This is a genomic window from Paraburkholderia fynbosensis (assembly GCF_902859935.1).
GTDB lineage: Bacteria > Pseudomonadota > Gammaproteobacteria > Burkholderiales > Burkholderiaceae > Paraburkholderia > Paraburkholderia fynbosensis.
Genome location: NZ_CADIKI010000002.1, coordinates 270,603 through 296,158, shown reverse-complemented (window position 1 = coordinate 296,158; position 25,556 = coordinate 270,603). Strand labels below are relative to the sequence as shown.

25 protein-coding genes are annotated in these 25,556 nt (G+C 64.6%); 15 read left to right on the top strand and 10 right to left on the bottom strand.

Annotation, left to right across the window (positions count from 1 at the left end):
- Positions 1–55: 55 nt before the first annotated feature.
- Both argF and HV770_RS04330 read left to right on the top strand, forming a co-directional pair.
- Positions 56–985: an ornithine carbamoyltransferase gene (argF, locus tag HV770_RS04335; protein WP_175158258.1), complete on the top strand. Its 930-nt coding sequence runs from the start codon at positions 56–58 to the stop codon at positions 983–985.
- 255 nt (positions 986–1,240) lie between these two features.
- Positions 1,241–2,467 carry an argininosuccinate synthase gene (locus tag HV770_RS04330; protein WP_175158257.1) on the top strand — a complete coding sequence of 409 codons (1,227 nt, stop codon included), beginning with the start codon at positions 1,241–1,243 and terminating at the stop codon, positions 2,465–2,467.
- 237 nt (positions 2,468–2,704) lie between these two features.
- Here the strand turns inward: HV770_RS04330 and murB are convergent, their stop codons facing one another.
- Entirely contained in the window at positions 2,705–3,757 is a 1,053-nt protein-coding gene (gene murB / locus HV770_RS04325) for a UDP-N-acetylmuramate dehydrogenase (protein ID WP_175158256.1), read from the bottom strand.
- Between the two features lie 185 nt (positions 3,758–3,942).
- Here murB and HV770_RS04320 point away from each other — a divergent pair, with 185 nt between their 5' ends.
- The gene (locus tag HV770_RS04320; RefSeq protein ID WP_007180572.1) at positions 3,943–4,428 is read left to right on the top strand and encodes a YajQ family cyclic di-GMP-binding protein; all 486 of its coding nucleotides are present in this window, start codon (positions 3,943–3,945) and stop codon (positions 4,426–4,428) included.
- 344 nt (positions 4,429–4,772) lie between these two features.
- Here the strand turns inward: HV770_RS04320 and plsY are convergent, their stop codons facing one another.
- A complete protein-coding gene (gene plsY, locus HV770_RS04315) occupies positions 4,773–5,408 on the bottom strand; it encodes a glycerol-3-phosphate 1-O-acyltransferase PlsY (RefSeq protein ID WP_175158255.1) in 636 nt (211 codons plus the stop codon).
- Positions 5,409–5,533: 125 nt separating this feature from the next.
- The gene (gene ybaK / locus HV770_RS04310) at positions 5,534–6,025 is read right to left on the bottom strand and encodes a Cys-tRNA(Pro) deacylase (protein ID WP_175158254.1); all 492 of its coding nucleotides are present in this window, start codon (positions 6,023–6,025) and stop codon (positions 5,534–5,536) included.
- A 224-nt stretch (positions 6,026–6,249) separates the two neighbouring features.
- On the opposite strand from ybaK, the gene HV770_RS04305 reads away from it, so the two are divergent.
- Positions 6,250–7,809: a class I adenylate-forming enzyme family protein gene (locus HV770_RS04305; RefSeq protein WP_175158253.1), complete on the top strand. Its 1,560-nt coding sequence runs from the start codon at positions 6,250–6,252 to the stop codon at positions 7,807–7,809.
- A gap of 46 nt (positions 7,810–7,855) precedes the next feature.
- Here the strand turns inward: HV770_RS04305 and xerD are convergent, their stop codons facing one another.
- From xerD to queG, 3 genes are all read right to left on the bottom strand, one after another.
- Positions 7,856–8,809, bottom strand: a complete 954-nt coding sequence (gene xerD, locus HV770_RS04300) for a site-specific tyrosine recombinase XerD (RefSeq protein WP_175158252.1) — start codon at positions 8,807–8,809, stop codon at positions 7,856–7,858.
- Complete coding sequence (locus tag HV770_RS04295) at positions 8,806–9,276, bottom strand: methylated-DNA--[protein]-cysteine S-methyltransferase (protein WP_175158251.1); 471 nt, start codon at positions 9,274–9,276, stop codon at positions 8,806–8,808. The genes xerD and HV770_RS04295 overlap by 4 nt, the downstream gene beginning before the upstream one ends.
- A 141-nt stretch (positions 9,277–9,417) precedes the next feature.
- Complete coding sequence (gene queG / locus HV770_RS04290; protein WP_175158250.1) at positions 9,418–10,656, bottom strand: tRNA epoxyqueuosine(34) reductase QueG; 1,239 nt, start codon at positions 10,654–10,656, stop codon at positions 9,418–9,420.
- A gap of 17 nt (positions 10,657–10,673) precedes the next feature.
- Here queG and tsaE point away from each other — a divergent pair, with 17 nt between their 5' ends.
- Positions 10,674–11,258: a tRNA (adenosine(37)-N6)-threonylcarbamoyltransferase complex ATPase subunit type 1 TsaE gene (gene tsaE, locus HV770_RS04285; protein WP_175158249.1), complete on the top strand. Its 585-nt coding sequence runs from the start codon at positions 10,674–10,676 to the stop codon at positions 11,256–11,258.
- Positions 11,240–12,832, top strand: a complete 1,593-nt coding sequence (locus tag HV770_RS04280) for an N-acetylmuramoyl-L-alanine amidase (RefSeq protein WP_175158248.1) — start codon at positions 11,240–11,242, stop codon at positions 12,830–12,832. The genes tsaE and HV770_RS04280 overlap by 19 nt, the downstream gene beginning before the upstream one ends.
- Before the next feature lie 92 nt (positions 12,833–12,924).
- Here HV770_RS04280 and HV770_RS04275 read toward each other — a convergent pair whose 3' ends face one another.
- A complete protein-coding gene (locus HV770_RS04275; RefSeq protein WP_175158247.1) occupies positions 12,925–13,806 on the bottom strand; it encodes an EamA family transporter in 882 nt (293 codons plus the stop codon).
- Between the two features lie 177 nt (positions 13,807–13,983).
- Here HV770_RS04275 and HV770_RS04270 point away from each other — a divergent pair, with 177 nt between their 5' ends.
- Both HV770_RS04270 and trxA read left to right on the top strand, forming a co-directional pair.
- Entirely contained in the window at positions 13,984–14,859 is an 876-nt protein-coding gene (locus HV770_RS04270) for a pirin family protein (protein WP_175158246.1), read from the top strand.
- 103 nt (positions 14,860–14,962) lie between these two features.
- Positions 14,963–15,811, top strand: coding sequence for a thioredoxin (trxA, locus tag HV770_RS04265; protein WP_175158245.1), 849 nt, complete (start codon positions 14,963–14,965; stop codon positions 15,809–15,811).
- A 112-nt stretch (positions 15,812–15,923) separates the two neighbouring features.
- On the opposite strand, the gene tcdA is transcribed toward trxA, so the two are convergent.
- Positions 15,924–16,781: a tRNA cyclic N6-threonylcarbamoyladenosine(37) synthase TcdA gene (gene tcdA, locus HV770_RS04260; RefSeq protein ID WP_175158244.1), complete on the bottom strand. Its 858-nt coding sequence runs from the start codon at positions 16,779–16,781 to the stop codon at positions 15,924–15,926.
- Between the two features lie 223 nt (positions 16,782–17,004).
- Between tcdA and pdxH the strand changes: the two genes are divergently transcribed.
- The 3 genes from pdxH (at position 17,005) to HV770_RS04245 (ending at position 20,511) form a co-directional block, all read left to right on the top strand.
- The gene (gene pdxH / locus HV770_RS04255; RefSeq protein ID WP_175158243.1) at positions 17,005–17,646 is read left to right on the top strand and encodes a pyridoxamine 5'-phosphate oxidase; all 642 of its coding nucleotides are present in this window, start codon (positions 17,005–17,007) and stop codon (positions 17,644–17,646) included.
- Between the two features lie 140 nt (positions 17,647–17,786).
- Positions 17,787–19,001 (top strand): SAM-dependent methyltransferase, encoded by a 1,215-nt coding sequence (locus HV770_RS04250; RefSeq protein ID WP_175158242.1) that lies wholly within the window; start codon positions 17,787–17,789, stop codon positions 18,999–19,001.
- Between the two features lie 70 nt (positions 19,002–19,071).
- The gene (locus tag HV770_RS04245; RefSeq protein ID WP_175158241.1) at positions 19,072–20,511 is read left to right on the top strand and encodes a DUF72 domain-containing protein; all 1,440 of its coding nucleotides are present in this window, start codon (positions 19,072–19,074) and stop codon (positions 20,509–20,511) included.
- A gap of 12 nt (positions 20,512–20,523) precedes the next feature.
- Here HV770_RS04245 and msrA read toward each other — a convergent pair whose 3' ends face one another.
- Positions 20,524–21,072: a peptide-methionine (S)-S-oxide reductase MsrA gene (gene msrA / locus HV770_RS04240; protein WP_175158240.1), complete on the bottom strand. Its 549-nt coding sequence runs from the start codon at positions 21,070–21,072 to the stop codon at positions 20,524–20,526.
- A gap of 256 nt (positions 21,073–21,328) precedes the next feature.
- On the opposite strand from msrA, the gene HV770_RS04235 reads away from it, so the two are divergent.
- Positions 21,329–21,838 carry a flavin reductase family protein gene (locus HV770_RS04235; protein WP_175158239.1) on the top strand — a complete coding sequence of 170 codons (510 nt, stop codon included), beginning with the start codon at positions 21,329–21,331 and terminating at the stop codon, positions 21,836–21,838.
- Between the two features lie 159 nt (positions 21,839–21,997).
- On the opposite strand, the gene HV770_RS04230 is transcribed toward HV770_RS04235, so the two are convergent.
- Positions 21,998–22,513 (bottom strand): Lrp/AsnC family transcriptional regulator, encoded by a 516-nt coding sequence (locus tag HV770_RS04230; protein WP_175158238.1) that lies wholly within the window; start codon positions 22,511–22,513, stop codon positions 21,998–22,000.
- 130 nt (positions 22,514–22,643) lie between these two features.
- Here HV770_RS04230 and kynB point away from each other — a divergent pair, with 130 nt between their 5' ends.
- The 3 genes from kynB to kynA are packed head-to-tail and all read left to right on the top strand — an operon-like array spanning position 22,644 to position 25,545.
- Positions 22,644–23,282: an arylformamidase gene (gene kynB / locus HV770_RS04225; protein ID WP_175158237.1), complete on the top strand. Its 639-nt coding sequence runs from the start codon at positions 22,644–22,646 to the stop codon at positions 23,280–23,282.
- Between the two features lie 57 nt (positions 23,283–23,339).
- Positions 23,340–24,590 (top strand): kynureninase, encoded by a 1,251-nt coding sequence (gene kynU / locus HV770_RS04220; RefSeq protein ID WP_175158236.1) that lies wholly within the window; start codon positions 23,340–23,342, stop codon positions 24,588–24,590.
- A gap of 10 nt (positions 24,591–24,600) precedes the next feature.
- On the top strand, positions 24,601–25,545 hold the full coding sequence (gene kynA / locus HV770_RS04215; protein WP_175158235.1) for a tryptophan 2,3-dioxygenase: 945 nt from the start codon (positions 24,601–24,603) through the stop codon (positions 25,543–25,545).
- The last annotated feature ends 11 nt before the right edge of the window (positions 25,546–25,556 follow it).

Genomic DNA, 25,556 nt, shown 5'->3' with positions numbered 1-25,556 from the left:
AACGACGGCGGCGCCGTCCGGCAATCCTGCCGGGTGAGTCCGCCGTATTTGTTTCATGACCGCCAAGAAAATTCGCCACTACCTGCAGTTCAAGGATTTCTCGCTGGAAGACTACGAGTACGTGCTGGAACGCGCGCGCATTCTGAAGCGCAAATTCAAGAACTACGAGACCTACCACCCGCTGCACGATCGCACGCTGGCCATGATCTTCGAAAAGAATTCGACACGCACCCGCCTGTCGTTCGAAGCCGGCATCTTCCAGCTGGGCGGTCACGCCGTCTTCATGAGCACGCGCGACACGCAGCTCGGCCGCGGCGAGCCGATCGAAGACGCTGCGCAGGTGATTTCGCGCATGGTCGACATCATCATGATCCGCACCTTCGGCCAGGACATCATCCAGCGCTTTGCGGAAAATTCCCGAGTGCCGGTGATCAACGGCTTGACCAACGAATATCACCCCTGCCAGGTGCTGGCCGACATCTTCACGTACTTCGAGCATCGCGGCCCGATTCGCGGCAAGACGGTTGCGTGGGTCGGCGACGCCAACAATATGCTGTACACGTGGATCGAAGCCGCGCAGATTCTCGGCTTCAGGCTGCGGCTATCCACGCCGCCGGGCTACAAGCTCGACCGCGCGATGGTCGCCGCCGAAAGCGCGCCGTTCTACGAAGAATTCGACGACCCGAACGAAGCCTGCGCGGGCGCCGATCTCGTCACCACCGATGTCTGGACCAGCATGGGCTTCGAAGCCGAAAACGAAGCGCGCAAGAAAGCCTTCGCAGACTGGTGCGTCGACGCCGAAATGATGGCGCGCGCCAACCCGGACGCGCTCTTCATGCACTGCCTGCCCGCCCACCGCGGCGAGGAAGTCAGCGCGGAAGTGATCGACGGCCCGCAAAGTGTGGTGTGGGACGAGGCGGAAAATCGCCTGCACGTGCAAAAGGCGTTGCTGGAATATCTGCTGCTCGGCAAGCTGAATCACTGAGCGAGCTTTTTTCACTCCCTGCAGTACCCGCGTGAAATCTGCGTGAAGCGCGACGGGCCTTGACTACCAGGGAACGCGTCCACGTCCGCGCCGCGCATCGGGCCGGCGTCCACGGTTGCAACTGGACCCGGCTGCATCACCGCACTGCTCCAAAAACGCGGGCGCCCGGCGGTTTAGTGTCAAAATAGTGGTTTTCCGCGCTCCGGAACCGCCGGCGCGCCTTGTTTTCCCGCTTTTTCCAGCTACGAGTTCACCATGAGCGATATCAAGAAAGTCGTGCTCGCCTATTCGGGCGGCCTCGACACCTCCGTCATCCTGAAGTGGTTGCAGGACAATTACGACGCCGAAGTCGTCACGTTCACGGCCGACATCGGCCAGGGCGAAGAGCTGGAGCCGGCGCGCAAGAAGGCCCTGCAGCTCGGCATCAAGCAGGAAAACATTTTCATCGAAGACCTGCGCGAAGAATTCGTGCGCGACTTCGTGTTCCCGATGTTCCGTGCCAACACGATCTATGAAGGCGAGTACCTGCTGGGCACGTCGATCGCGCGTCCGCTGATCGCCAAGCGTCAGATCGAAATCGCCCGCGCCACCGGCGCGCAAGCGGTGTCGCACGGCGCCACCGGCAAGGGTAACGACCAGGTTCGCTTCGAACTCGGTTACTACGCGCTGGAACCGGGCATCAAGGTCATCGCACCGTGGCGTGAATGGGACCTGCTGTCGCGCGAAAAGCTGCTCGCGTACGCGGAAAAAGCCGGCATTCCGATCGAAATGAAGCACAAGCAAGGCGGCGCGCCGTATTCGATGGATGCGAACCTGCTGCACATCTCGTTCGAAGGCCGTCACCTGGAAGACCCGAAGGCGGAAGCCGAAGCCGATATGTGGCGCTGGACCGTGTCGCCGGAACAGGCGCCGGACCAGGCCGAATACCTCGACATCGAGTACGAGCACGGCGACCCGGTCGCGATCAACGGCAAGCGTCTGTCGGCCGCGGAAATGCTGACCGAACTGAACCGCCTGGGCGGCAAGCACGGCATCGGCCGTCTGGATCTGGTGGAAAACCGTTACGTCGGCATGAAGTCGCGCGGCTGCTATGAAACGCCGGGCGGCACGATCATGCTGAAAGCGCACCGCGGCATCGAGTCGATCACGCTCGACCGTGAAGTCGCTCACCTGAAAGACGACCTGATGGCCCGCTACGCAGCGCTGATTTATAACGGCTACTGGTGGAGCCCGGAGCGCCGCGCGCTCCAGGTGCTGATCGACCACACGCAGGAAAAGGTCAACGGCTGGGTGCGTGTGAAGCTGTACAAGGGCAGCGTCTCGGTGGTCGCGCGCGATTCGAAGGAAACCCTGTTCGACAAGACCATCGCCACGTTTGACGACGACGGCGGCGCATACAACCAGGCGGACGCCGGCGGCTTCATCAAGCTGAATGCACTGCGTATGCGGATTGCGGAAAATGCGCGCCGTCAGCGCGACTGAGGGTGGGCGTTCGGTGAAGGCTAATTTCGCGCGAGCGAAGTCAAGCGCTGAAGGCGAGGCCTGATCCAAACGCAGACGATAAAAAAGCGCCGGGAGAGAACTCCCGGCGCTTTTTTCATTCAGCGTTCCGCCTAACCAGTCACAACGCGCCCAGCGCAGCGTCGAACCACTTCTGAGAGCGCTGGCAGCAAGACTTCGGCGCCTCAAACTCAGTCGGCCGCACCCGCGCCCGCCGCGTCACAAACAAACCGGCTCCGCTTCCAACTCCACACCGAATCGCTCCAGCACGTCCCGCTGAATCGCATCGGCAAGCGCCAACACGTCCGCACCGCTCGCGCCGCCACGATTCACGAGCACCAACGCCTGCCGCTCATGCACGGCCGCCGCGCCCATCGCACGGCCTTTCCAGCCGCATCGGTCGATCAACCAGCCCGCCGCGAGCTTCACCCGCCCATCCGCCTGAAGATAGGACACGACATCCGGCTGCCGGCTCTTCAACGCGTCGAACTGCGCCGCGTCGACCACCGGATTCTTGAAGAAACTCCCGGCGTTGCCGAGTTCCAGCGGATCGGGCAGCTTCGCGCGCCGCACCGCCACCACCGCATCGAAGATGGCGCGCGCGGTCGGCGGCCTGTCACCGCCCGTGGCACGGTCAGAGCCCGCGGCCAACTCACGCGCCAGATCCGCGTAACCGGCGCGCGGCTGCCAGACCTTCGGCAAGCGGAACGTCACCGACGTGATCACGAACCGGTCACGCCCTGCCCGCTTGAAGAAGCTGTCGCGATAGCCGAACCCACAGGCCTCGGCGTCGAACTCGACGACGTCGCCCGTGGCCAGCTCCACGGCCCGCAGCGAGGCGAACCGCTCGCACATTTCCAATCCATAGGCGCCGATATTCTGAATCGGCGCCGCGCCGACCGTGCCAGGAATCAAAGCGAGATTCTCCAGCCCCGGCAATCCCTGCGACAAAGTCCATGCGACGAACTCGTGCCACGGTTCGCCGCCGGCCGCCTCAACGTACCATGCGTCATCGTCCTCGCGCACGAGGCGGCGGCCCCGCAATGCCACCAGCAGCACCAGGCCGGGGAAGTCGCCGGTCAGCACGACGTTGCTGCCGCCGCCCAGCACGAGGCGCGGCAGTCCCGCCGCGCGGGCGTCGCGCACCGCGGCCATCAATTGCGCTTCGCGCTCGATGCGGCATGCAAACTGCGCGCGGACATCGAAACCAAAGGTGTTGTGCGCCTTCAGCGGATAGCCGGCAATGAACGCGGCGGAATCGGAGTGGGACATCGGAATCGAGGAGAATGAAGCAGCGAAAGAGACCAGATCGCGCCCCGGCCGCGCGACAATGCGCGGCGGCCTTGGGCAAAAGGGAGTGGCGTCGGTAAAATGACGTCCGGTTCGTGATTATAGCGAGTGCCCCGTGCGCAGCCGACCGGCCGCGTCACGCACCGCAGCACTATTGGGAGAATGCAATGCCATCGTTTGACGTCGTCTGCGAAGCGAACATGATCGAAGTCAAGAACGCGATCGAACAGTCCAACAAGGAAATTTCCACGCGCTTCGACTTCAAAGGGTCGGACGCGCGCGTCGAACATAAGGAAAACGAAATCACCGCCTATGCCGACGACGACTTCAAGCTCGGCCAGGTGAAGGACGTGCTGCTGTCGAAAATGGCCAAGCGCAACGTGGACGTGCGCTTTCTCGACTACGGCAAGATCGAGAAGATCGGCGGCGACAAGGTCAAGCAGGTCATCAAGATCAAGAAGGGTGTGTCGGGCGATCTGTCGAAGAAAATCGTGCGTCTCGTGAAGGACAGCAAGATCAAGGTCCAGGCGAGCATTCAGGGCGACGCGGTGCGCATCACCGGCGGCAAGCGCGACGATCTGCAAAGCGTGATTGCGATGCTGCGCAAGGACGTGACCGATACGCCACTCGACTTCAATAACTTCCGGGACTGAGGCTCAGGGGGCGCGGCTATGTCCCCAGGGAGGAGAACGGATCATGGGCAACGGGCAAGCGCGAGGCGTGCCCCCGCGCAGGGCTTGCGAGCCTTCCACACCGGGGTCGCCTTACCAGTGCGCCGCCCAACACGTACTCGTAAGTTGCCGGCTAGCCGGCCGCGCCGGGTTTCGCAGTCGCAGCGCACGGCCTGGGCGGAGTCAGCGAGCAACCCGAATGAAGTCCCGTATCGCCGCCACACCGCCCGGGCAGCAGCAACGGCCGGTCTGCGGGCAGTCCAGATGAGACGGCTTGCGCGATCAATCGAAGCGCCACTCGTGTGGCATGCACGCCCCATCCATCCTCAAAGGTCGTTACCCGCCGCCGGCGTAGCCGCCTTCTTCTTATCCCCGATGCGGCTTTCCTGCCCACGCATCAGCTTGGCGATGTTGCCGCGATGGCGCCACACCAGCAGCGAACTCATCACGACGATCGCCAGCGCGATCACGCGCGGCCCGAACAGAAACGCGTAAAAAAGCGGCGCGAACACCGCAGCGGCCAGCGCCGCCAGCGAGGAATAACGCGTAAAGAACGCAACGATCAGCCACGTCAGCAGGGTCGCGATGCCGAGCGTCGGATTGATCGCGAGCAGCACGCCCGCTGCGGTCGCCACGCCCTTGCCACCCTTGAAGCGGAAGAACACCGGATACAGGTGGCCGAGAAACACCGCGACCGACGCAATCGCCACCGACGTCTCGTCCAGCCCGTAGCGCGCGCCGAAGTGCACGACGAACCACACCGGGAGCCAGCCCTTGAAAGCATCGCCGATCAGCGTGAGAATCGCCGCCTTCTTGCTGCCGCTGCGCAGCACGTTGGTGGCGCCGGGGTTGCCTGAGCCGTATGAGCGCGGGTCGTCGAGGCCCATTGCGGCGCTCACGATCACGGCGAACGACACCGAACCGATCAGATAGGCAACGACAGCAACGATCAGGTTTTGCATCTGGGACTCTTATAAGGATCAGCGGTCTGAAACTTGATACTCCAACCGCAACAGGGAACGCAACTCGGAACAAAGCGGCGCACATTCTACCGAACGCGGCCGCACGGAAAACATTCGCGCAAACGTCAATCGACGCTCGCGCACTGCACCGCCTTCGCCGCCAGCAGATCGGTCAGCACCGTCGGTTCGATGCTGACCAGAAAGCCGCGCCGGCCGCCGTTCAGCCAGATCCTGTCCATTTCGAGAATGCTCGACTCCACGTAGACCGGCATCTGCTTGCGCGTACCGAACGGCGACGTGCCGCCGATCAGATAGCCGGAATGCCGGTTCGCCACCTCGGGCTTGCAGGGCTCGACGCGCTTTGCACCGATCTGCCGGGCGAGGTTTTTGGTGCTGACGGTGCGGTCGCCGTGCATTAGCACGATCAGCGGCTTCGCGTGTTCGTCTTCCATCACGAGGGTCTTCACGACATGATGCTCGTCCACGCCGAGCTGGCGCGCCGACTCGCCGGTGCCGCCGTGCTCGACGTAATCGTAAGGATGCTCGCCGAACATGACGCCATGGCGGCGCAAAAACTGCGTGGCCGGCGTTTCGGAAACGTGTCTGGATTTGCTCATCGGCGCATTGTAATGGCGAGTTTGCACATCGGCTATTTGCCGAACGGCCGATTGTGCGGTCCATGCGGGTGTGGCACGATCGTTCGGAAAAGCGCCAGGTCCGATCGGCGGCCGTTGGCATGGGATCGGAGTAAGCGCCAAAGCGCTAACTCCGGTCGACCGCCGTTGGCATGGGATCGGAGTAAGCGCTAAAGCGCTAACTCCGATCGACACAGGAGACAACGTTGAATCTCGACTCATCCAGCCGTTCCACAATCGACATCCCCGCCCTGCTCGCCGCGCTGCCGGCGCGCATCGCCGAGATTCCGGCGCTCGCCGCCGCGCGCGATCCGCAGCACATCGCCTTGATCGAGGACGCGCGCCAGTTGACCAGCGCGCAACTGCTGCAAGCCGTCGACGCCGTCACGGCCCTGCTGCGCGCATGGGGCGTGCGCGGCGGCGACCGCGTGATGATCGTCGCGGAAAACAGCATCGCGCAGATCGTGCTGCTGTTCGCGACCGCGCGGCTCGACGCGTGGGCGCTGGTGTCGAACGCCCGCCTGTCCGCAGCCGAACTCGACGCGATCCGCGCGCACGCACAACCTCGCGTGGTCGCGTACGCGGTGGAATCCGGTGATGCCCAACAGCACGCGCTGCGCCACCAGGCGACGCCAGCGCCGGCCATCACGCCGGACATCGGCGCGTGGGCGTACACCGTGGACAGCGCGGCGCTAGCCGAACCGGTCGAAGCCGCCAACCACCGCCAATGCGCCGCGCTGATTTACACCACCGGCACCACCGGCGCGCCAAAAGGCGTGATGCTGTCGCATCGCAACCTGCTGTACATCGCCGCGGTGTCGAGCCGCCTGCGCAAGGTCGGTCCCGGCGACGTCGTCTATGCCGTGCTGCCGATCTCGCACGTGTACGGCTTCGCGTCGGTGTGCCTGGGCAGCCTGCACGCCGGCGCGACCTTGCGGCTCGCGCCGCGCTTCGCGCCGGAAGCCGTGCGCCGCGCCCTCGCCGACGAACGCGTGTCGATCTTCCAGGGCGTGCCGGCCATGCACGCCAAACTGCTCGAACATCTGCAGACGCGCCGCCTTCCGTGGTCCGCGCCGCACCTGCGCTTTGCCTACTCGGGGGGCTCGCCGCTCGACGCCGCGCTCAAGGCACAGGTCGAAGCCGTCTACGGTCTGCCGCTGCACAACGGCTACGGCATGACCGAGAGCAGCCCCACGGTATCGCACACGATGCTCGACGCGCCACGCAGCGACTGCTCGGTCGGCGAGGTCATTCCGGGCGTCGAGGTGAAGTTCGTCGGACTCGACGGTGCCGACGCGGCGCCGGGAGAAATCGGCGAGCTATGGGTGCGCGGGCCGAACGTGATGCTCGGCTACTACCGCAGTCCGGAGCAAACCCGCGCGGCCGTGACCGCGGACGGCTGGCTCAAGACCGGCGATCTCGCGCGCCAGGACACGGACGGCGCGCTGCATATCGTCGGGCGCAGCAAGGAGTTGATCATCCGCTCGGGGTTCAACGTCTATCCGGCCGAGGTCGAGCATGTGTTGAATGCGCATCCGCAAGTCGTGCAGTCGGCGGTGATCGGACGGGCGGTCGAGGGCAACGAGGAAGTGATCGCGTTCGTCGAATTGACGGCGGGCGCGAGCGTGACGCCCGCCGACTTGATCGCGTGGTGCGGGGAGCGTCTCGCGCCGTACAAGCGGCCTGCCGAATTGAAAGTGCTCGCCGCGCTGCCGGCCGCTTCGACCGGCAAGATCCTCAAACACCGGCTGCGCGAATTCGTCTGAAGCAGGCGCAACGGCATGCGCCGCGCGCGCGCAACGCAAGCGCGCCTCATCCTCGCGGATGATGCTGCGCATGCAGCGACTTCAGCCGTTCGCGGGCCACGTGGGTATAGATCTGCGTAGTCGAGATATCGGTATGGCCGAGCAGCAGTTGCACGACGCGCAGGTCGGCGCCGTGATTGAGCAGGTGCGTCGCGAACGCGTGCCGCAACGTGTGCGGCGACAACGGCGCGTGCACATCGGCCGCCGCCGCGTGGCGTTTGATGATGTTCCAGAACTGCTGGCGCGTCATGCCTTCGGCACGGCTCGTGACGAACAGCGCATCGGTGGCGCGCGCGCCGAGCAGCGCAGGGCGCGCCTCGCGCAGATAACGCTCGATCCATCCATGCGCCTCTTCACCGAACGGAATCAGGCGCTCCTTCGAGCCCTTGCCCATCACGCGCACCACACCTTCGTTCAGTCCCACTTCCACCGTCTTCAGCGTGACGAGTTCGGTAACGCGCAAACCGCTCGCGTACATCAGCTCCAGCATCGTGCGATCGCGCAAGCCCAGTGCGGTGGCGATGTCGGGCCCGCCGAGCAAAGCTTCGACTTGCGCTTCGGTGAGCGTCGACGGAAAACGCGGCGGCTGCTGCGCCGAACGGATGCGCAGTGTCGGATCGACCGTCGCGCGATGCTCGCGCACCGCCCACGCGTAGTAGCGGCGAAACACCGAGAGACGCCGGTTCGCCGAGGTCGATTTGTCGTGCTGGCGCGCGGCGCTGTACGCGTTGAGGTCGGCTTCGCCGACTGTATCGAGCGACATGTTGCGGCTCGCCGCGAGCCATTCCGAGAACAGCCGCAGGTCGCGGCGGTACGCCTCGAGCGTGTTGCGCGACAGCCCGTGCTCGAGCCACAGCGCGTCGCAGAACACGTCGATCGACGCGAGGCTCGCGAGCAGCTCCGGCGATGAAGCGGACGAAGGTGACACGACGCTCGCGCCGTCTGCGGTGATGTCGCTCATGCGTACGGAATGCCCTCATGCGCCAGCAGCCAGCGCTTGACGTTGCGAAAGAAGCCCTCTTCGGCGTGATGCGCGAAGCCGCCGATACCGCTCGAACTCACGACGCGATGACACGGAATCACAATCGGAAAGTCATTCGCACCGCAAGCCTGGCCGACCGCGCGCGGCACGCTGCCCAACTGCCTCGCCAACTGTCCGTAGGTCAGCACGACGCCGGGCGGAATCTCGCAGAGCGCCTGCCACACCCGCCGCTGAAACGCGGTGCCGACGGACGCCAGCGGCAACTCGAACCGCGCGGACGGCTGCTCGAAATATCGTTCGATCTGCTCGACCGCTTGCCGCGCCAACGGCGTGTCGGGCGTGACGCTCTGCACCGAATCCGACAGATAGACGATCTCGCGCACGGCCTCGCCTTCGACACGAATGCCGACCTTGCCGAACGGTGCATCGATCACTGCGTTGAACATGGTTGCCTGCTCCTGACAGACGCGGCGCACTGGCTTGCAACGGCCACGTAGCAACCTGCATGGATGGGCAGGCGCTCTACGCGAACCGTATGCGCAAACCGCGCCGTACAAAAACATCTCGCTGAATGAACTGCCGCTACTCTACGCCGCTTCCAACGCCCACTCCACATGCTCGCGCACCACGGCGGAAGGGTCGTCGGCGCGCTGCCGCAGTGCCTGCACGATCGCCTCGCGCGCCGCGCCATTCAAACTTCCCGCAGACGCTCTGAGCGCATTACCCATCCCCACTGCGAGATTACGCAGCCAGCTCTCGTAGCCGATGCGGCGAATCGCGCTGCCCTGCATGCGCGTATCGAACTCGTCCGCGCTCCACGCGAAGAGCTCGACCAGCGACGCGCGATCGAGCCCATGCCGCACATCGAAATCGGCGACCGGCGCAGCCTGCGCGAACTTGTTCCATGGACACGCGAGCTGGCAATCGTCGCAGCCATACACACGATTGCCGATCAGCGGCCGCATGTCCAGGGGAATACTGCCTTTGAGTTCAATCGTGAGATACGAGATGCACAGGCGCGCATCGACCTTGTAAGGCGCGACGATCGCCCCGGTCGGACATGCGCCGATGCAGCGCGTGCAACTGCCGCAATGCGAGCCCGGCGTTTCCGGCGCGATCTCGGGCAAGGTTTCGGCATCGGTCGGCAAAGGCACGTCGACATAGATTTCACCTAGGAAAAACAGCGACCCGGCGTCGCGTTGCAACAGCAGCGTGTGCTTGCCGCGCCAGCCGATGCCCGCCTTCTGCGCAAGTTCTACTTCCAGCACCGGCGCCGAATCGGTAAATACACGGTAGCCGAACCCGCCGATCTCGGCTTCGATTTTCTCGGCCAGATGTTGCAGACGGTTACGCATCACCTTGTGATAGTCGCGCCCGCGCGCATAGATCGACACCACCGCCGCCGACGGGTCCGCGAGCCGCGCCTGCTCCGCTGCGCGCCACTCGCGTGCGAGCGGCCCTTCCTGCGTGGTGCTCTGGTTCGCGTTGCCGCTCAGCGTGTCGAAAGGCAAATAGGCGATACGCGCGGTAATCACGCGTCGCGTGCCGGCCACAAGCTCGGCCGGGCGCGCGCGTTTCATCCCGTGTTTCGCCATATAATCCATCTCGCCGTGGCACCCCGCTTCCAGCCACGCTGCAAGCGGCGCTTCAGCAGCGGAGAGGTCGGTGTCGCTAATGCCGATCGCCCCGAAACCCAATTCACGGCCCCAGCTTTTGATGTTCAGCGCGAGCGCATTCAGCGCCGCTTCATCGAAATGACGCACGGCACGCGCGGCGTCGACGGACGCGGGCGTGCTGGAAACAGGGGACTCCGGACTTCGGTTCATCACGCCATTTTACGAGAATGTCTGCCAACTCCGATCACGCGATTCAACCGCCCGCCGCCGTCCTGCTCGAACGCGTCTTCGCGCTCGCGGACGAAGCCGCCACGCTCGCCTTCGGCGAGCGCTTCGCGCAGGCGATCGAAAGCGTGCGCGCAACGATCGCCCGACGTGGCAACGCGTTCCACGGACTGCAGGTGCAACTCGTCGGCGACCTTGGCGCGGGCAAGACCACGCTCGTGCGCGCGACCTTGCGCGGCCTCGGCCACACCGGCCGCGTGCGCAGTCCCACTTACACGCTCGTCGAACCTTACGTGCTCGAACCACGGCAAGGTGAACAAGGCGAACTCGGGGAACTCGGGGAACTCGCGCTCTATCACTTCGATCTGTACAGATTCACCGATCCGGCCGAATGGGCCGACGCGGGCTTTCGCGAATACTTCGACAGCGGCGCGGTCTGCCTCGTCGAATGGCCGCAACGCGCAGGGCGTCTTCTCGGCGTGCCGGATCTCGTCTTCTCGCTCGACCTCGACAGTGACGGCGACGGCCGCGTGCTCGTCGCACGGGCATACAGCGAATCAGGAAAGGCATGTCTCGAAAGATGTTGATCAAACCGTTCCGCTCGATCGAATCGGCGGCCACCGCAACGCATAACTGGCGGCGCCGGCAGATTCTGCGGGCGGGCGCCTCCACGCTCGTGCTCGGCCTCGTCGCGCCGCGTCTGGCCATGGCCAGTTCGGTGCTCGGCGTGCGCGTCTGGCCGGCGCGCGACTACACGCGCGTGACGATCGAATCCGATCAGCCGTTGCAGAACGCACAGCAATTGTTGCAGGGACCGGACCGGCTGGTGGTCGATCTGAGCGGCCTCGATCTCGATCAGGCGCTCAAGGATCTCGTCTCGAAGATCACGCCGAACGATCCGCAGATTTCGTCCGTGCGGGTCGGGCAATATCAGCCGCACGTGGTGCGTATGGTGTTCGACCTGAAGGGTTCGGTGAAGCCGCAGGTATTCACGCTGCCGCCGGTCGGCACGTACAAGTACCGGCTGGTGTTCGACCTCTATCCGGCGGTCGCGCCCGATCCACTGATGGACCTGCTCGCGCAGACCGAGCACAAGCAGCAGACGCTGAACGAAGAGAATGGCGTGCCGCCCGCCACGCTGAGCGGCCCCGGCACGCCGCCCACCGCCGACAACAGCGAAGCATTCTTCGAGCGCTATGCGCAGAACGGCGGCGGCAACACTGCGCCGAATGTGCCGCGTCCGTCCGTGCACGTCACCCCCACGCCTACCGCGCCGATCATCGCGGGCAAGCCGGCAGCGCCGCTCGCCCCTCTCGCGCCGCCCGCCGCGATTGCGCGCAACAACAAAGGCGGCAACAGCGGCAATAGCGCGCGCAGCCAGGACAGCGACGATACGGACGGCGGCGACACCTACGCGTTCAGCACGCCCAAATCCGCCAAGAGCAACACGGTGCGTCTGCTGACGGTCGCCATCGACCCGGGTCATGGCGGCGAAGACCCGGGCGCGATCGGCGGCTCGGGCACCTACGAGAAGCACGTCGCGCTCGACATCGCGAAGAAGCTGCGCGCGAAGATCGACGCGCAATCGAACATGCGCGCCATGATGACGCGCGACGCCGACTTCTTCGTGCCGCTGAACGTGCGCGTGCAAAAAGCGCGGCGCGTCGGTGCGGATCTGTTCGTGTCGATCCACGCGGACGCGTTCACCACGCCGGAGGCGAAGGGCTCGTCGGTGTTCGCGCTGTCCGAACATGGCGCGTCGAGCGCTGCCGCGCGCTGGATGGCGAACAAGGAGAACTCGTCGGATCAGATCGGCGGGATCAACATCAAGTCCGCCGACGCCACCGTCAACCGTGCGCTGTTCGATATGTCGACCACCGCGCAGATTCGCGATTCGATGCGCTACGGCAACTTCGTGCTGAAGGAAATCGGCGGGATCAACAAGCTGCACAAGGGCTCGGTCGAACAGGCGGGGTTCGCCGTGCTGAAGGCGCCGGACATTCCGTCGATCCTCGTCGAGACCGCGTTCATCAGCAACCCGGACGAGGAGCGCCGTCTGAACGACGACGCCTATCGCGAGAAGATGGCCGACGCGATCCTGACCGGCATCAAGCGCTATTTCGCGGCGAACCCGCCGCTGGCGAAAAACCGCATGACGTGATGCATTGGCGTGCCGCCACGCAATGAAAAACGGCCGCTCGATGCGGCCGTTGTTCCTGATGCGTTCGCGCGCACGACCGGCGCTCGGCAGGCTCAACGCGCCGGCGTCAACCGCTGCACGACCCAGCCGCCGAACACGTTCACGGCGAGGCCCGCCATCACCAACAGCGCGCCGCCGATTTGCGCCATGGTCAATTGCTCGTCGAGCAGCAGCGACGCCGACGCCAGCCCGACGATCGGCACCAGCAACGAAAACGGCGCGACCTGGCTCGCCGGATAGCGTGACAGTAGGCGGCTCCACAAGCCATACCCGAGCAATGTCGCGATGAAGGCGAGATACACGATCGCGAAGATCGACATCGCACTGATGCCCGTCAGTGCCGCGGCCATCTTCTGCGGCCCCTCGAACAGATACGACGCGGCGAAGAACGGCAGCGGCGGAATCAGACTGCCCCACACCACGAGCCCGACGAGATCGACCTTGCCGACTTTCTTCGTGACGATGTTGCCGAGCGCCCACATGCACGCGGCGCACAACGTCAGCACGAAACCGGCGACGCTCATCGAATGGCCGCCTTGCAGGCCAATCACCGCGAGCCCGCCCGCCGCGATCAGCAAACCCGCGACGTTCGGCAAACGAAACCGCTCGTGCAGGAACAGCGCCGCGAACATCAGCGTGAAGAACGCCTGGGCCTGCAGCACCAGCGAAGCAAGCCCGGCCGGCATGCCGACGTACATCGCCGAGAACAGAAAAGCGAATTGTCCGAACGAGATCGTCGCGCCGTATGCGAGCAGCCAGCGCCATGGCAGGTTCGGGCGTTTGACGAAGAACACCGCCGGCACCGCCGCGACCGTGAAGCGCAAGGCGCCGAGCAGCATCGGCGGCACCCCGTGCAGGCCCACCTTGATCACGACGAAATTGACGCCCCACGCGAGCACCACCACCAGCGCGAGCAGCAAGTCCCTGGGCGACATCCCGGTCTCCGATTGATTGTCCAATCCGGCAGTTTAGCGGAGCCGGCAGCGCGGCGTGATCGCCCACGCTACGCGTTCCCGCAGCGCCGCTGTGCCGCGAGCCGTCGGCATCGCGCGCTGCGCAGTAGAATCGTCCATTAAGCCATCCCCACCGACCATTTCAGCCGAGCCCCGCCCATGACTTCCTCGATCAAAGCAGTCCTCAAACCGCATCTGCGCGACGTCGGTAGTCTGACCGTGCGGCGCGTGCTGCCCGCCATGGCAGCGCGCCTGATCGGCCCGTTCATTTTCTTCGACCACATGGGCCCGGCGACGCTCGAACCGGGCGTCGGCCTCGACGTGCGCCCGCATCCGCACATCGGTCTGGCCACCGTCACCTATCTGTTCGAAGGCGCGATCATGCATCGCGACAGCCTCGGCTCCGAGCAGAAAATCGTCCCCGGCGACGTCAACTGGATGACCGCGGGGCGCGGCATCGTCCATTCCGAGCGCACGCCCGCCGAAGACCGCGCGAGCGGCCTGACGATGCACGGCATCCAGACCTGGGTCGCGCTGCCGCTCGCGGAGGAAGAGGTCGAGCCGTCGTTCGCGCATCACGCCGCCGACACGCTGCCGGTCGTCGAGCGCAATGGCGTCTCGCTGCGGGTGATCGCGGGCACGGCCTTCGGCGTGGAGTCGCCGGTCAGGACGTTTTCGGGCACGCTGTACGTGGCCGCGGAATTCGCGCCGGGCGGCGCCTTCGCGCTCGAACCGGAGCACGAGGAACGCGGCGTCTATCTCGTGGATGGCGATCTGGAGATCGACGGCGCGCCGCTCGAAGCCGGTCAGATGGCCGTGCTCGCGCTCGACGAAACCGTCACGCTGGCCAGCACGCACGGCGCCCGCGTCATGCTGCTCGGTGGCGAGAAGCTGGACGGCGAGCGCTTCATCGAGTGGAATTTCGTCGCCAGTTCGCGCGCGAAGATTGAAGCCGCGAAACTCGCGTGGACTCATCAGGAGATGGGCACGGTGCCGGGCGAGACCGAATGGATTCCGCTGCCGGAACGACAATGAGCGCAAATGAGCGCCGCCGGCTGACGCAAGCCGGCGCCGGCCGCATTGAATCCGCGCCGTTCGGCCCCAATTAATCACAAACCGTTTTATCGACGAGGACGCAATGGACACCACTCTGGCCACTTTTGAACAGGACGTCATCACGGCGTCGACACTGGCCCCCGTGCTGGTCGATTTCTGGGCGCCGTGGTGCGGCCCCTGCAAGAGCCTCGGCCCGATGCTCGAGAAGCTCGAAGCCGAAGCGGCCGGCAAATGGAAACTGGTGAAGGTCAACGTGGACGAAAACCAGGAACTGGCCGCGCACTTCCAGGTGCGCAGCATTCCGCACGTAATCGCTTTTGCCGACGGCCAGCCGGTCGATCAGTTCATCGGCGTGTTGCCTGAAGGTCAGTTGCGCGAGTTTATCGAGCGGCTCGTGCCGCAAGGCGCGGATGCGGCGCGCCTCGAAGCGCAGACCGCGTTGGCCGAAGGCCGCCGTGACGATGCGTACGACGCGCTGCAAGCCGCCCTCGCCTACGACCCGGGTTTCGACGAAGCGCGTATGGACCGCATCGAGCTGCTGCTCGAAGACAACCGCATCGACGAGGCGCGCAACGAGGTGGATCTGCTGTCGCCGAAAACGACGCAAGGCATCGACGCGCGTTTCAACGCGATCAAGACGCGCCTCGATGCCGTGGATGCCGCCGCCGACCTGCCGCCGACCGATGCGCTGGAGGCCAAAGTCGCGGCCGCTCCGGACGATCTCGAAGCGCGCTTCGATCTGGCGAGCGCGCTGATCGCGCGTCGCAAATATGCGCAAGCGCTCGAACACCTGCTTGCGATCGTGCAACGCGATCGCACGTTCCGCGACGATATCGGCCGCAAGACGATGTTGTCGGTGTTCGATCTGGCCGCGCATCAGCCGGAGCTGGTGTCGCAGTGGCGGCGCAAGCTGAGCGCATCGTTGTTCTGATTCGCGCCGGGTTCACGCGTGGTGGCCGCGAGCAAGCGCGGCCATCGCGCCTGAATCCGCGGCCATCGCGCCTCACCATGCCGCGCGCTCGCGCTGCACTCGCCTCACCGCATCAGGCCGCCGCCTGCTTCGCCAACGCTCGCAACACATGCGCCGCGGCGGCAAAACCGAAGCTTGCCGTGACGCACACGCTCGATCCAAATCCCGCACAGTTCAACCCGACCGGTCCCGTGTGACCCGGCGACGTGCTCACGTGCTCGGCTTGCACATCGATATCGCAGACCGCCGCTTCCGGGTAGATCAACGGCTCGTCGGAATACACGGCGCTCACCTTGAACTTCGCCTTCGGTCCGCGCGGGAAGCCGTGCTGTTTGCGCAACTGACCGCGCACTTTCGACAGCAGCGGGTCCTGGATCGTCAGCGCGAGATCGTCGATACGAATGCGCGTCGGGTCGAGCTGACCGCCCGCGCCGCCCACCGTGATCAACGCCTGTTGACGCTCGACACACCATGCGATCAGCGCGGTCTTCGTGCGCACGCTGTCGATCGCGTCGATCACGTAGTCGAAGCCGACGCCGAGCGTCGCCGCGAAGTTGTCCGGCTCGACGAAGTCTTCGATCAGCCGCACGTCGCAATACGGATTGATCGCGGCGATGCGCTCGGCCATCGCTTCGACTTTCGGCTTTCCGTAGTTGCCGTCGAGCGCATGAATCTGCCGGTTGGTGTTGCTTTCGGCGACGTTATCCAGATCGATCAGCGTCAGCGTGCCGACCGCGCTGCGCGCGAGCGCCTCGGCCACCCACGACCCCACGCCACCGATGCCGATCACCGCGACGTGCGCGCCTTCGAACGCGGCGAGCGCCGGCGCGCCGTACAGGCGGGCGATGCCGCCGAAGCGCCGCGCGCGGTCGGCGGTTTCACTCCCGTCGAGGCTGGTAGTAAGATCGGATTGCGCGGTGATGCTGGACATGATGGCGGGGCTCGTTGAAAACTGGCAAGACAAAAAGTGACGGCGCTCAAGCGGGTTTGGCGCGCTCAGCCCGTATTTTGCCTGAACGCGTCGATCGGCATCGCGGCGGGTGCGGCGGCGGCCAAGGCGGAAAGCCATGCATGGCACGCGGTCTTGCCCTGCTCGCGCGCAAAAAATTATCTCCCTGGCTATACTTGCTTGACTGTAGCGTTCGCATAAGAACATGACCTCACTCGCCGAACTTCGAAAAAACTATTCGCTAGGTTCTTTGGACGTTGCCGATGTCGACCACGACCCGTTTCGTCAGTTCGACAGATGGTTTCAACAAGCCGTCGACGCCAAGCTACCCGAACCGAATACGATGACGCTGGCCACGGTCGACCCGCGCGGCCGGCCGTCGGCGCGCATCGTGCTGATCAAGGGCGTCGATGAACGCGGCTTCGTGTTCTTCACCAATTACGAAAGCCGCAAAGGCCGCGAACTGGCTGCCAATCCGTACGCGAGCCTGCTGTTTTACTGGATCGAACTCGAACGCCAGGTGCGCGTCGAGGGCCGCATTGTCAAAACCAGCGCGGAGGAAAGCGATGCATATTTCGCGTCGCGTCCGCTCGGTTCACGCATCGGCGCATGGGCCTCGAATCAGAGTCAGCTAATTGAAAGCCGTTCGCAGCTCGAAACACGCGAACGCGAAATCAGCCTGCTATACGGCGACCAGCCACCGCGTCCCCCGCACTGGGGCGGTTATCGTTTGGTCCCCGAAGCAATTGAATTCTGGCAGGGCCGGCCGTCGCGTCTGCACGACCGTCTGCTCTATACGCGCGCAAGCGAAAACGGCGACTGGCAAATCTCCCGCTTATCGCCTTGAATCGAATATGACGCTGGCAGCGCGCCGCCAACGCAGCAGCGCGCGTCGGCCGGATCGCGTCTCGCGGCATGGGAGTTGCGCCGCACCGGGCCGCGGTCCACACAAGCTTTGCTTTAATTCAACGGACACGGAGAGATCACATGTTCTGGGAGAAGAAGCTGGCGCAGTGGGTAGAAGAAGTAAAAACCAAGGCTAACCTGCCTGCACGCCTCGTGCTGTGGGACGGTCAGCAACATGACTTCGGGCAGTTCGCCGCGCCCCAGGTGACGCTACACGTCAAGAGCGCGACGGCGCTGCCCTATCTGCTCGAACCGAGCCTCGACAATCTCGGCGAGGCGTACGTGAAGGGCAAGATCGACATCGAAGGCAAGCTGTCGGACATCATCAACATCGGCTATCAGCTGGCGCGCAACACCGTAACCAGTGCAAGCAAGCTCGCGCGCGTGCGGCGTTACTTCAATCATTCGAAGACGTCGGACAAAAAGGCGATCCAGTACCACTACGATGTCTCGAACGAGTTCTACAAGCTGTGGCTCGACGAGAACATGGTCTACTCGTGTGCGTACTTCGAGAACGGCAACGAAGATCTCGCCACCGCGCAGATCAAGAAGATCGACCACATACTCACCAAAATTCAGTTGCAGCCCGGCCAGCGTCTGCTCGACATCGGCTGCGGCTGGGGCGCGCTCGTGCTGCGCGCGGCGCAGAAGTTCGGGGCGAAGTGCGTGGGCGTGACGCTCTCGCAGAATCAGTTCGACCTCGCTACCGCCCGCGTGAAAGCCGCGGGTCTGGAAGGCCAGATCGAGATCCGTCTGCAGGATTATCGTGACATCACCGGGCAATTCGATCGCATCACGAGCGTCGGCATGTTCGAGCATGTGGGCCGCAAGAATCTGCCGGGCTACTTCGAGAAAATCCACGACCTGCTGGTCGACGACGGCATCGCGATGAACCACGGCATCACGTCGAGCGATTCCGACAGCGGCGAAACTGCGCTCGGCGGCGGCGAATTCATCGACCGCTACGTGTTCCCGGACGGCGAGCTGCCGCACATCAGCCTCGCGCTCGAATCGATGCAGCGCGGCGGGCTCGAAGCGGTTGACGTCGAAAGCCTGCGCCGTCACTATGCGCACACGCTGGACCTGTGGGCGGAACGTTTCGAGGCGCATGCGGACGAAGCCCGCAAGCTGGTCGATGACGAAAAATTCCGCATCTGGCGCGTGTACCTCGCCGGCTGCGCCTACGCGTTCGAAAACGACGACGTGTCGATCTACCAAGTGGTGTGCCGCAAAGCCGGCCGCAGCGCGAAAACCTTGCCGTGGTCGCGCCGCTATATGTACGAAAAACCGCTGTGATACGGTTGCGCCGCGGCGCGTGCATGAGCGGACCGGCGCGGCGCAACCTTGAACAGCAGATCCGACATCGATGGACCAGAGCGGGACGAACGAAGTTGAACAGCCGCCAGGCGGCGAGCATTGCGGTGATGATGACACCGGCGGCGAAGCCGTGCAGGTCGATCTGTTCGGAATGCCGGTGGAGCAGGCGAGCGCTTCGTCGAAGGCGGATGCCCGGGCTCGTAAGCCGCCGCGCGCGGTAGTAGGAGCCGAAGCTGGAGCCGGGCAGCCTGCCGCCGATACACATGCTGCCGCGCCCGCTGCCGCCGACCAGCCCGAACGCCGGCGGCAACCGCGCACGAAACCCGGCCCGGCCGCGTCGCTCTGGCAGGAAGACGATGCGCCCGGGAACACCGGGTCGCCCGCCACTGCCGATTCCCCACCCGCGCCCGCCGACACCCCAAAAAAGCGCCGTGGCCGCGACATCCTCGCCGCCCCGCCGTCGCCCGCATTGCGCGCGCTTGCTGCCGAACTGCCGCCGCAGATCCATCTCGGCACCTCGACATGGTCATTTCCCGGCTGGAACGGCATCGTCTACGGAGACGAGTACAGCAACAGCAAACTCTCGCGCGACGGACTCACCGCCTATGGCGCGCATCCGCTGCTGAAGACGGTCAGCATCGACCGGTCGTTTTATCAGACGCTGCCGGTCACCGATTACTTGCGCTACGCGCAGCAGGTCCCCGAGCATTTCCGCTTCATCGTCAAGGCGCCGATGACGATCACCGACGCCACCGTGCGCGCCGAACGCGGCGAACCGGTATCGCTGAACCCGTGCTTCCTGAACGCGCAGATGGCGATCGACGAATTCGTCACGCCCTGTCTCGAAGGACTCGGCGCGAAAGCCGGCGCGCTGGTGTTCCAGCTTTCGCCGCTGCCGGACCAGATGCTGGCGCAGCCGACGGTGTTCATCGAACGGCTTGCCGCGTTTCTGATGGCGTTGCCGAAGCTGCCGGACGGCACGTGCTACGCGATCGAAATCCGCGACGCGAGTCTGCTCACGCCGCGCTTCATTCGCGCGCTGAAAACGGCGGGCGTGCGCTATTGCGTGGGGATTCATGCACGGATGCCGGACCCCCTGCGCCAGGCCGCTGCGCTCGCGCTGCTGGACGGCGAGCCGGCCGGTCCGCTGATCGTGCGCTGGAGTCTGCACAGCGGCTTCAAATACGAGCAGGCGAAAGCCAGGTACGAGCCGTTCAACCAGCTGGTCGATCATGACCCGGCCACCCGCGCGTCGCTCGCAGAACTGGCCGCGCGCTACGCGCTCGCCGGCCAGCCGGTGGTGATCGCGATCAATAACAAGGCGGAGGGATCGGCGCCGCTAAGCTGCGTGGAACTGGCGCGGGCGATTATCGACGCCTATGCGCACCGTGCCCACGAACGTGAGCACGAGCACGATGGTGAACGGCCGCAGACGGACGAACATCGGCCGCAGGAAGACGGCGGCGAACCCGGCAGCGAGCCGGGTTGAGCGCGCGCCGTCCTACCCCGCCTTGATCCGATGCGCGAACTTCTGACGAAACTTCGCGACCTTCGGCGCCACCACGAACGAGCAGTACCCCTGATTCGGATGCTGCGCAAAATAGTTCTGGTGATACGCCTCAGCCGGCCAGTAGTTGCCGTCGAGCGGCAGCACCTGGGAGACGATCTGCCCGTCGTAAATCCGCTGTTCGCCGAGCTCGCGGATCGCCTGCAGCGCCGTCTCACGCTGCGCATCGGAATGCGTGAAGATCACCGACCGGTACTGCGTGCCGACGTCGTTGCCCTGCCGGTTCAACTGCGTCGGATCGTGAATCGCGAAGAAAATATCGAGAATCTCGCGATAGCCGATCTTCGCCGGATCGAAATCGACCTTCACCACTTCGGCGTGACCTGTCTCGCCGTCACACACCTGTTCGTACGTCGGCGCGCGGGTCTGACCGCCCGCATAGCCCGACTCGACCGAGTTGACACCGTCGACCCCCAGATACACCGCTTCGAGACACCAGAAACACCCGCCACCGAGGGTGGCGACTTCGCCTGTCTGACTCATGCTGCTCGCTCCTTGATACTGATAGTCGGCCGATGCCGGCCCTGCTTCGCCCCAACGCTCGTGCCACGAGCGGGACTTTCCAGCTTAGCGGGTTTTCCAATGACCGGCTGTGATCGCGGCCCGTGCGCCACGATTGCAGTTAAAATTGGGACAAATCGACGATTTTCACTATGACTTTCGAATCAATTGTTTCCGACCGCGCGCGCGACGGGTTCCGCCCGGCCCGGCCCCGGCCGTTGTCACGGACTTGCGCCCGATGAAGCGCGCCAGCCCGCCCAATTTCGACCAACCCGCCTTCAAACAGGCGCTCAGTCAGTTCGCCACCGGCGTCACCGTGATTACGACGCGCGCCGAGTCCGGCCAGTTGATCGGCATCACGGCGAGCTCGTTTAACTCGGTGTCGCTCAATCCGCCGCTGGTGCTGTGGAGTCTCGCGACACGCTCGGCCTCGATGCCGGTGTTCCGCGCCAACAGTCACTACGTGGTCAATGTGCTGGCCGCTTCGCAGCTCGATCTGTGCAAACGCTTCGCGACCGTAAAGGGCGACCGCTTCGAAGGCGTGTCGCACGCGCAGGGCGACACCGGCATGCCGGTGCTCGACGGCGCGCTCGCGTGGTTCGAATGCCATAACCGCAGCCGCTACGAAGAAGGCGATCACGTGATTTTCGTCGGCGAAGTGGAGCGCTGCGGCGTGCATGAGAACGCGGCGCAGACCTCGCCGCTGGTGTTTCAGAACGGGCTGTTCCACGGCCTCAAGCCGCTTTGAACGTGTTGCCGCGTCCTGGCTGGACGCGCAGCAAGCGTGTCGGCCGCGCGAGGCGCGGCGGCCGCATATGTCGCCTCGCCGGCAACCGCAGCGCCAGCTACAGCACCCGCAAGCCGCCGGACCGCCACACAGCCGGCGACACATCGCGCCAGCCCGCCTTCAACGGTCGTTATGCGACGCGCCGTGCCCGGCGCTCTTCTTCACTAGTGAAACCGGCACGCCCGAATCTTCCTTGAGCGTCTGCAGCACGATATTCGAGCGAATATCCATCACGCCCGGCGCTTTGTAGAGCCGCTGCAGCACGAAATCCGAATAGTGTTTGAGGTTGTGCGCGAGAACCCGCAGCAGATAGTGCGTCTCGCCGGTCACGACAAACGCGGCGACCACTTCCGGCCAGTCTCGCACCGCCTCCGCGAAGCGCTCGTGCCAATTCTCCTGGTCGTTGCGCATGGACACCTGCACGAACGCTTCCAGTTCGAAACCGAGCACCTCGCGGTTCAGACAGGCGCGGTAATGTTCGATGACGCCCTGCTCCTCCAGCAGGCGCAGGCGCCGTAGACAAGCCGATGGCGAGAGCGAGATACGCTCCGCGAGGTCGAGATTGCTGATCCGTCCTTCTTGCTGAAGCACCGTCAAAATACGGCAATCGGTGGCGTCGAGCGAGATCGCGTTCATATTCGGTCTCCCTTTCCCGTTTGACTCAAATTATGTTCCAAGACACGGCTCAGAAGGAGATTTTTTCGCAATCACATTGTGCGGCGATCCACCTATCATTTCCTGATACACACCATTCGCCGCTGGAGACATGCAAACACTCTGGGACATCACCCCCGCCGTCAATACCGCGACGCCCGTCTGGCCCGGCGACACGCCGGTCGGCATCGAACGCGTATGGCGCATGGAGGCGGGCTCGCCGGTCAACGTCGCGCGTCTGACGCTGTCGCCGCATACCGGCGCGCATACCGACGCCCCGTTGCACTACGACGAAAACGGCGCGGCGATCGGCGAAGTGCCGCTCGATGCCTATCTCGGTTTATGCAGGGTGATTCATTGCATCGGCGCGTCACCTGTTGTGACGCCACAACACCTGGCCGGTGCGCTCGACGCGCTGCCGCCGCGAGTCTTACTGCGCACTTACAAAAGCGCCCCGAAGACGGCTTGGGACAGCGCGTTCTGCGCAGTCGCGCCTGACACGATCGATCAGCTGGCCGCGCGCGGCGTGAAGCTGATCGGCATCGACACGCCCTCGCTCGACCCGCAGGGATCGAAGACGATGGACGCTCATCGGCGGATTCGCGCGCATCGCATGGCGATCCTCGAAGGAATCGTGCTCGATGACGTCGCCCCTGGCGACTACGAACTGATCGCCCTGCCGCTCAAGCTGACCACCCTCGACGCGAGCCCGGTGCGCGCGGTGCTGCGCGCGCTGCCCGGCGCGCGCTGACCCTGGCAGAACGCATCGACCTCACCGACTTTCACTGATCTGACCGACGGACCTACCATGAACCACCGTGACGAAGCACTGGCGCTCGATGACGCCGACCCGCTCGCGACGCTGCGCGACCAGTTCGCGCTGTCGCCGACCACCATCTATCTGGACGGCAACTCGCTCGGCGTGCCGCCGGCCGCCGCCGCTCAACGCGCGCAGACCGTGATCGCCGCCGAATGGGGCGAAGGCCTGATCCGCAGCTGGAATGGCGCCGGCTGGTTCGCGCTGCCGCGCCGTCTCGGCAACAAGCTCGCGCCGTTGATCGGCGCGGCCGACGACGAAGTGGTCGTCACCGATACGATTTCGATCAATCTGTTCAAGCTGCTGTCCGCCGCCGTGCGCGTCGCGAATGCGCGCGATCCGAAGCGTCGCGTGATCGTGTCCGAACGCTCGAATTTCCCGAGCGATCTGTACATTGCGCAAGGCCTGATCGAGCAGCTCGATCGCGGCTATGAACTGCGCCTCGTCGACGATCCGTCCGAGCTGGCCGCCGCGATCGGCGACGACACCGCCATCGCGATGATCACGCACGTGAACTACCGCACCGGCTACATGCACGACATGGCCGCGCTGACGAAGCTGATCCACGACAAGGGCGCGCTCGCGCTGTGGGACCTCGCGCACTCGGCGGGCGCGGTGCCCGTCGATCTGAACGGCGTCGGCGCGGACTACGCGGTCGGCTGCACGTACAAGTATCTGAACGGCGGTCCCGGTTCGCCCGCGTTCGTGTGGGTGCCCAAGCGCCATCAGAATGCCTTCGCGCAGCCGCTCTCCGGCTGGTGGGGTCATCGCGCGCCGTTCGAGATGAATCCGACGTACCGGCCGGACGACGGTATCGGCCGCTTCCTGTGCGGCACGCAGCCGATGGTGTCGATGGCGCTGGTCGAATGCGGACTCGACGTGTTCCTGGAAACCGACATGCAGGCGATCCGCAAGAAGTCGCTCGCGCTGAGCGATCTGTTCATCGAACTGGTCGAAGCGCGCTGCAGCGAGTTTCCGCTCACGCTCGTGACGCCGCGCGAACATGCGCAGCGCGGCTCGCATGCGAGCTTCGAACATCCGCATGGCTACGAGGTCATGCAGGCGTTGATCGCGCGCGGCGTGATCGGCGATTACCGTGAGCCGCATGTATTGCGCTTCGGCTTTACACCGCTCTACACACGCTTCGTCGATGTGTGGGACGCCGTCGAGACCCTGCGTGACGTGCTCGCGCAGGAGACCTGGCGCGCCCCCGAATTCGCCGCTCGCGGCGCCGTCACCTGAGGAGCGCGCGATGACCGATCACATGCAAACACCGGATTTGCCGGAAGAGACCGTGACGCAGGGATGTCCGTTCGGGCATGGGCGCGTGGTTTCCGCTGCGGCTGCATCCGCCCATGCTTCTTCCGATGCGCCCGACTCCGGCTGGCACGACGCGCAGCTCGACTTCTCCGACTCGATGAGCTACGGCGATTATCTGTCGCTCGGGACGGTGCTCGATGCGCAGCACCCGTTGTCCCCGGATCACAACGAGATGCTGTTCATCATCCAGCATCAGACGAGCGAACTGTGGATGAAGCTCGCGCTCTACGAGTTGCGCGCCGCGCTGCAGGCGGTGCATCGCGACGAGTTGCCGCCAGCGTTCAAGATGCTCGCGCGCGTGTCGCGGATCATGGAGCAACTGGTGCAGGCGTGGAGCGTGCTCGCGACCATGACCCCGTCCGAGTACACCGCGATGCGGCCGTATCTCGGCAGCTCGTCGGGCTTTCAGTCGTATCAGTACCGGCAGATCGAGTTTCTGCTCGGCAACAAGAACGAGCAGATGCTCAAGCCGCATGCGCATCGCGCCGACGTCTTCGCCGAGGTGAAGGCGTCGCTCGAAGCGCCCTCTTTCTATGACGAGGTGGTGCGTCTGCTGGCGCGCCGCGGCTTTGCGATTTCTGCGTCGAGGCTCGAGCGCGACTGGACGCAGCCGACCACACACGACGCCTCGGTCGAAGCCGCCTGGCTGGAGGTGTACCGCAATCCCTCGCAGCATTGGGAGTTGTACGAGATGGCCGAAGAACTGGTCGATCTCGAAGACGCGTTCCGTCAATGGCGGTTCAGGCATGTGACCACGGTCGAGCGCATCATCGGCTTCAAGCAGGGCACCGGCGGCACCAGCGGTGCGCCGTATTTGCGCAAGATGCTGGACGTGGTGCTGTTTCCCGAGCTTTGGCATGTAAGAACGATGCTGTAGCCGGTTGCCGT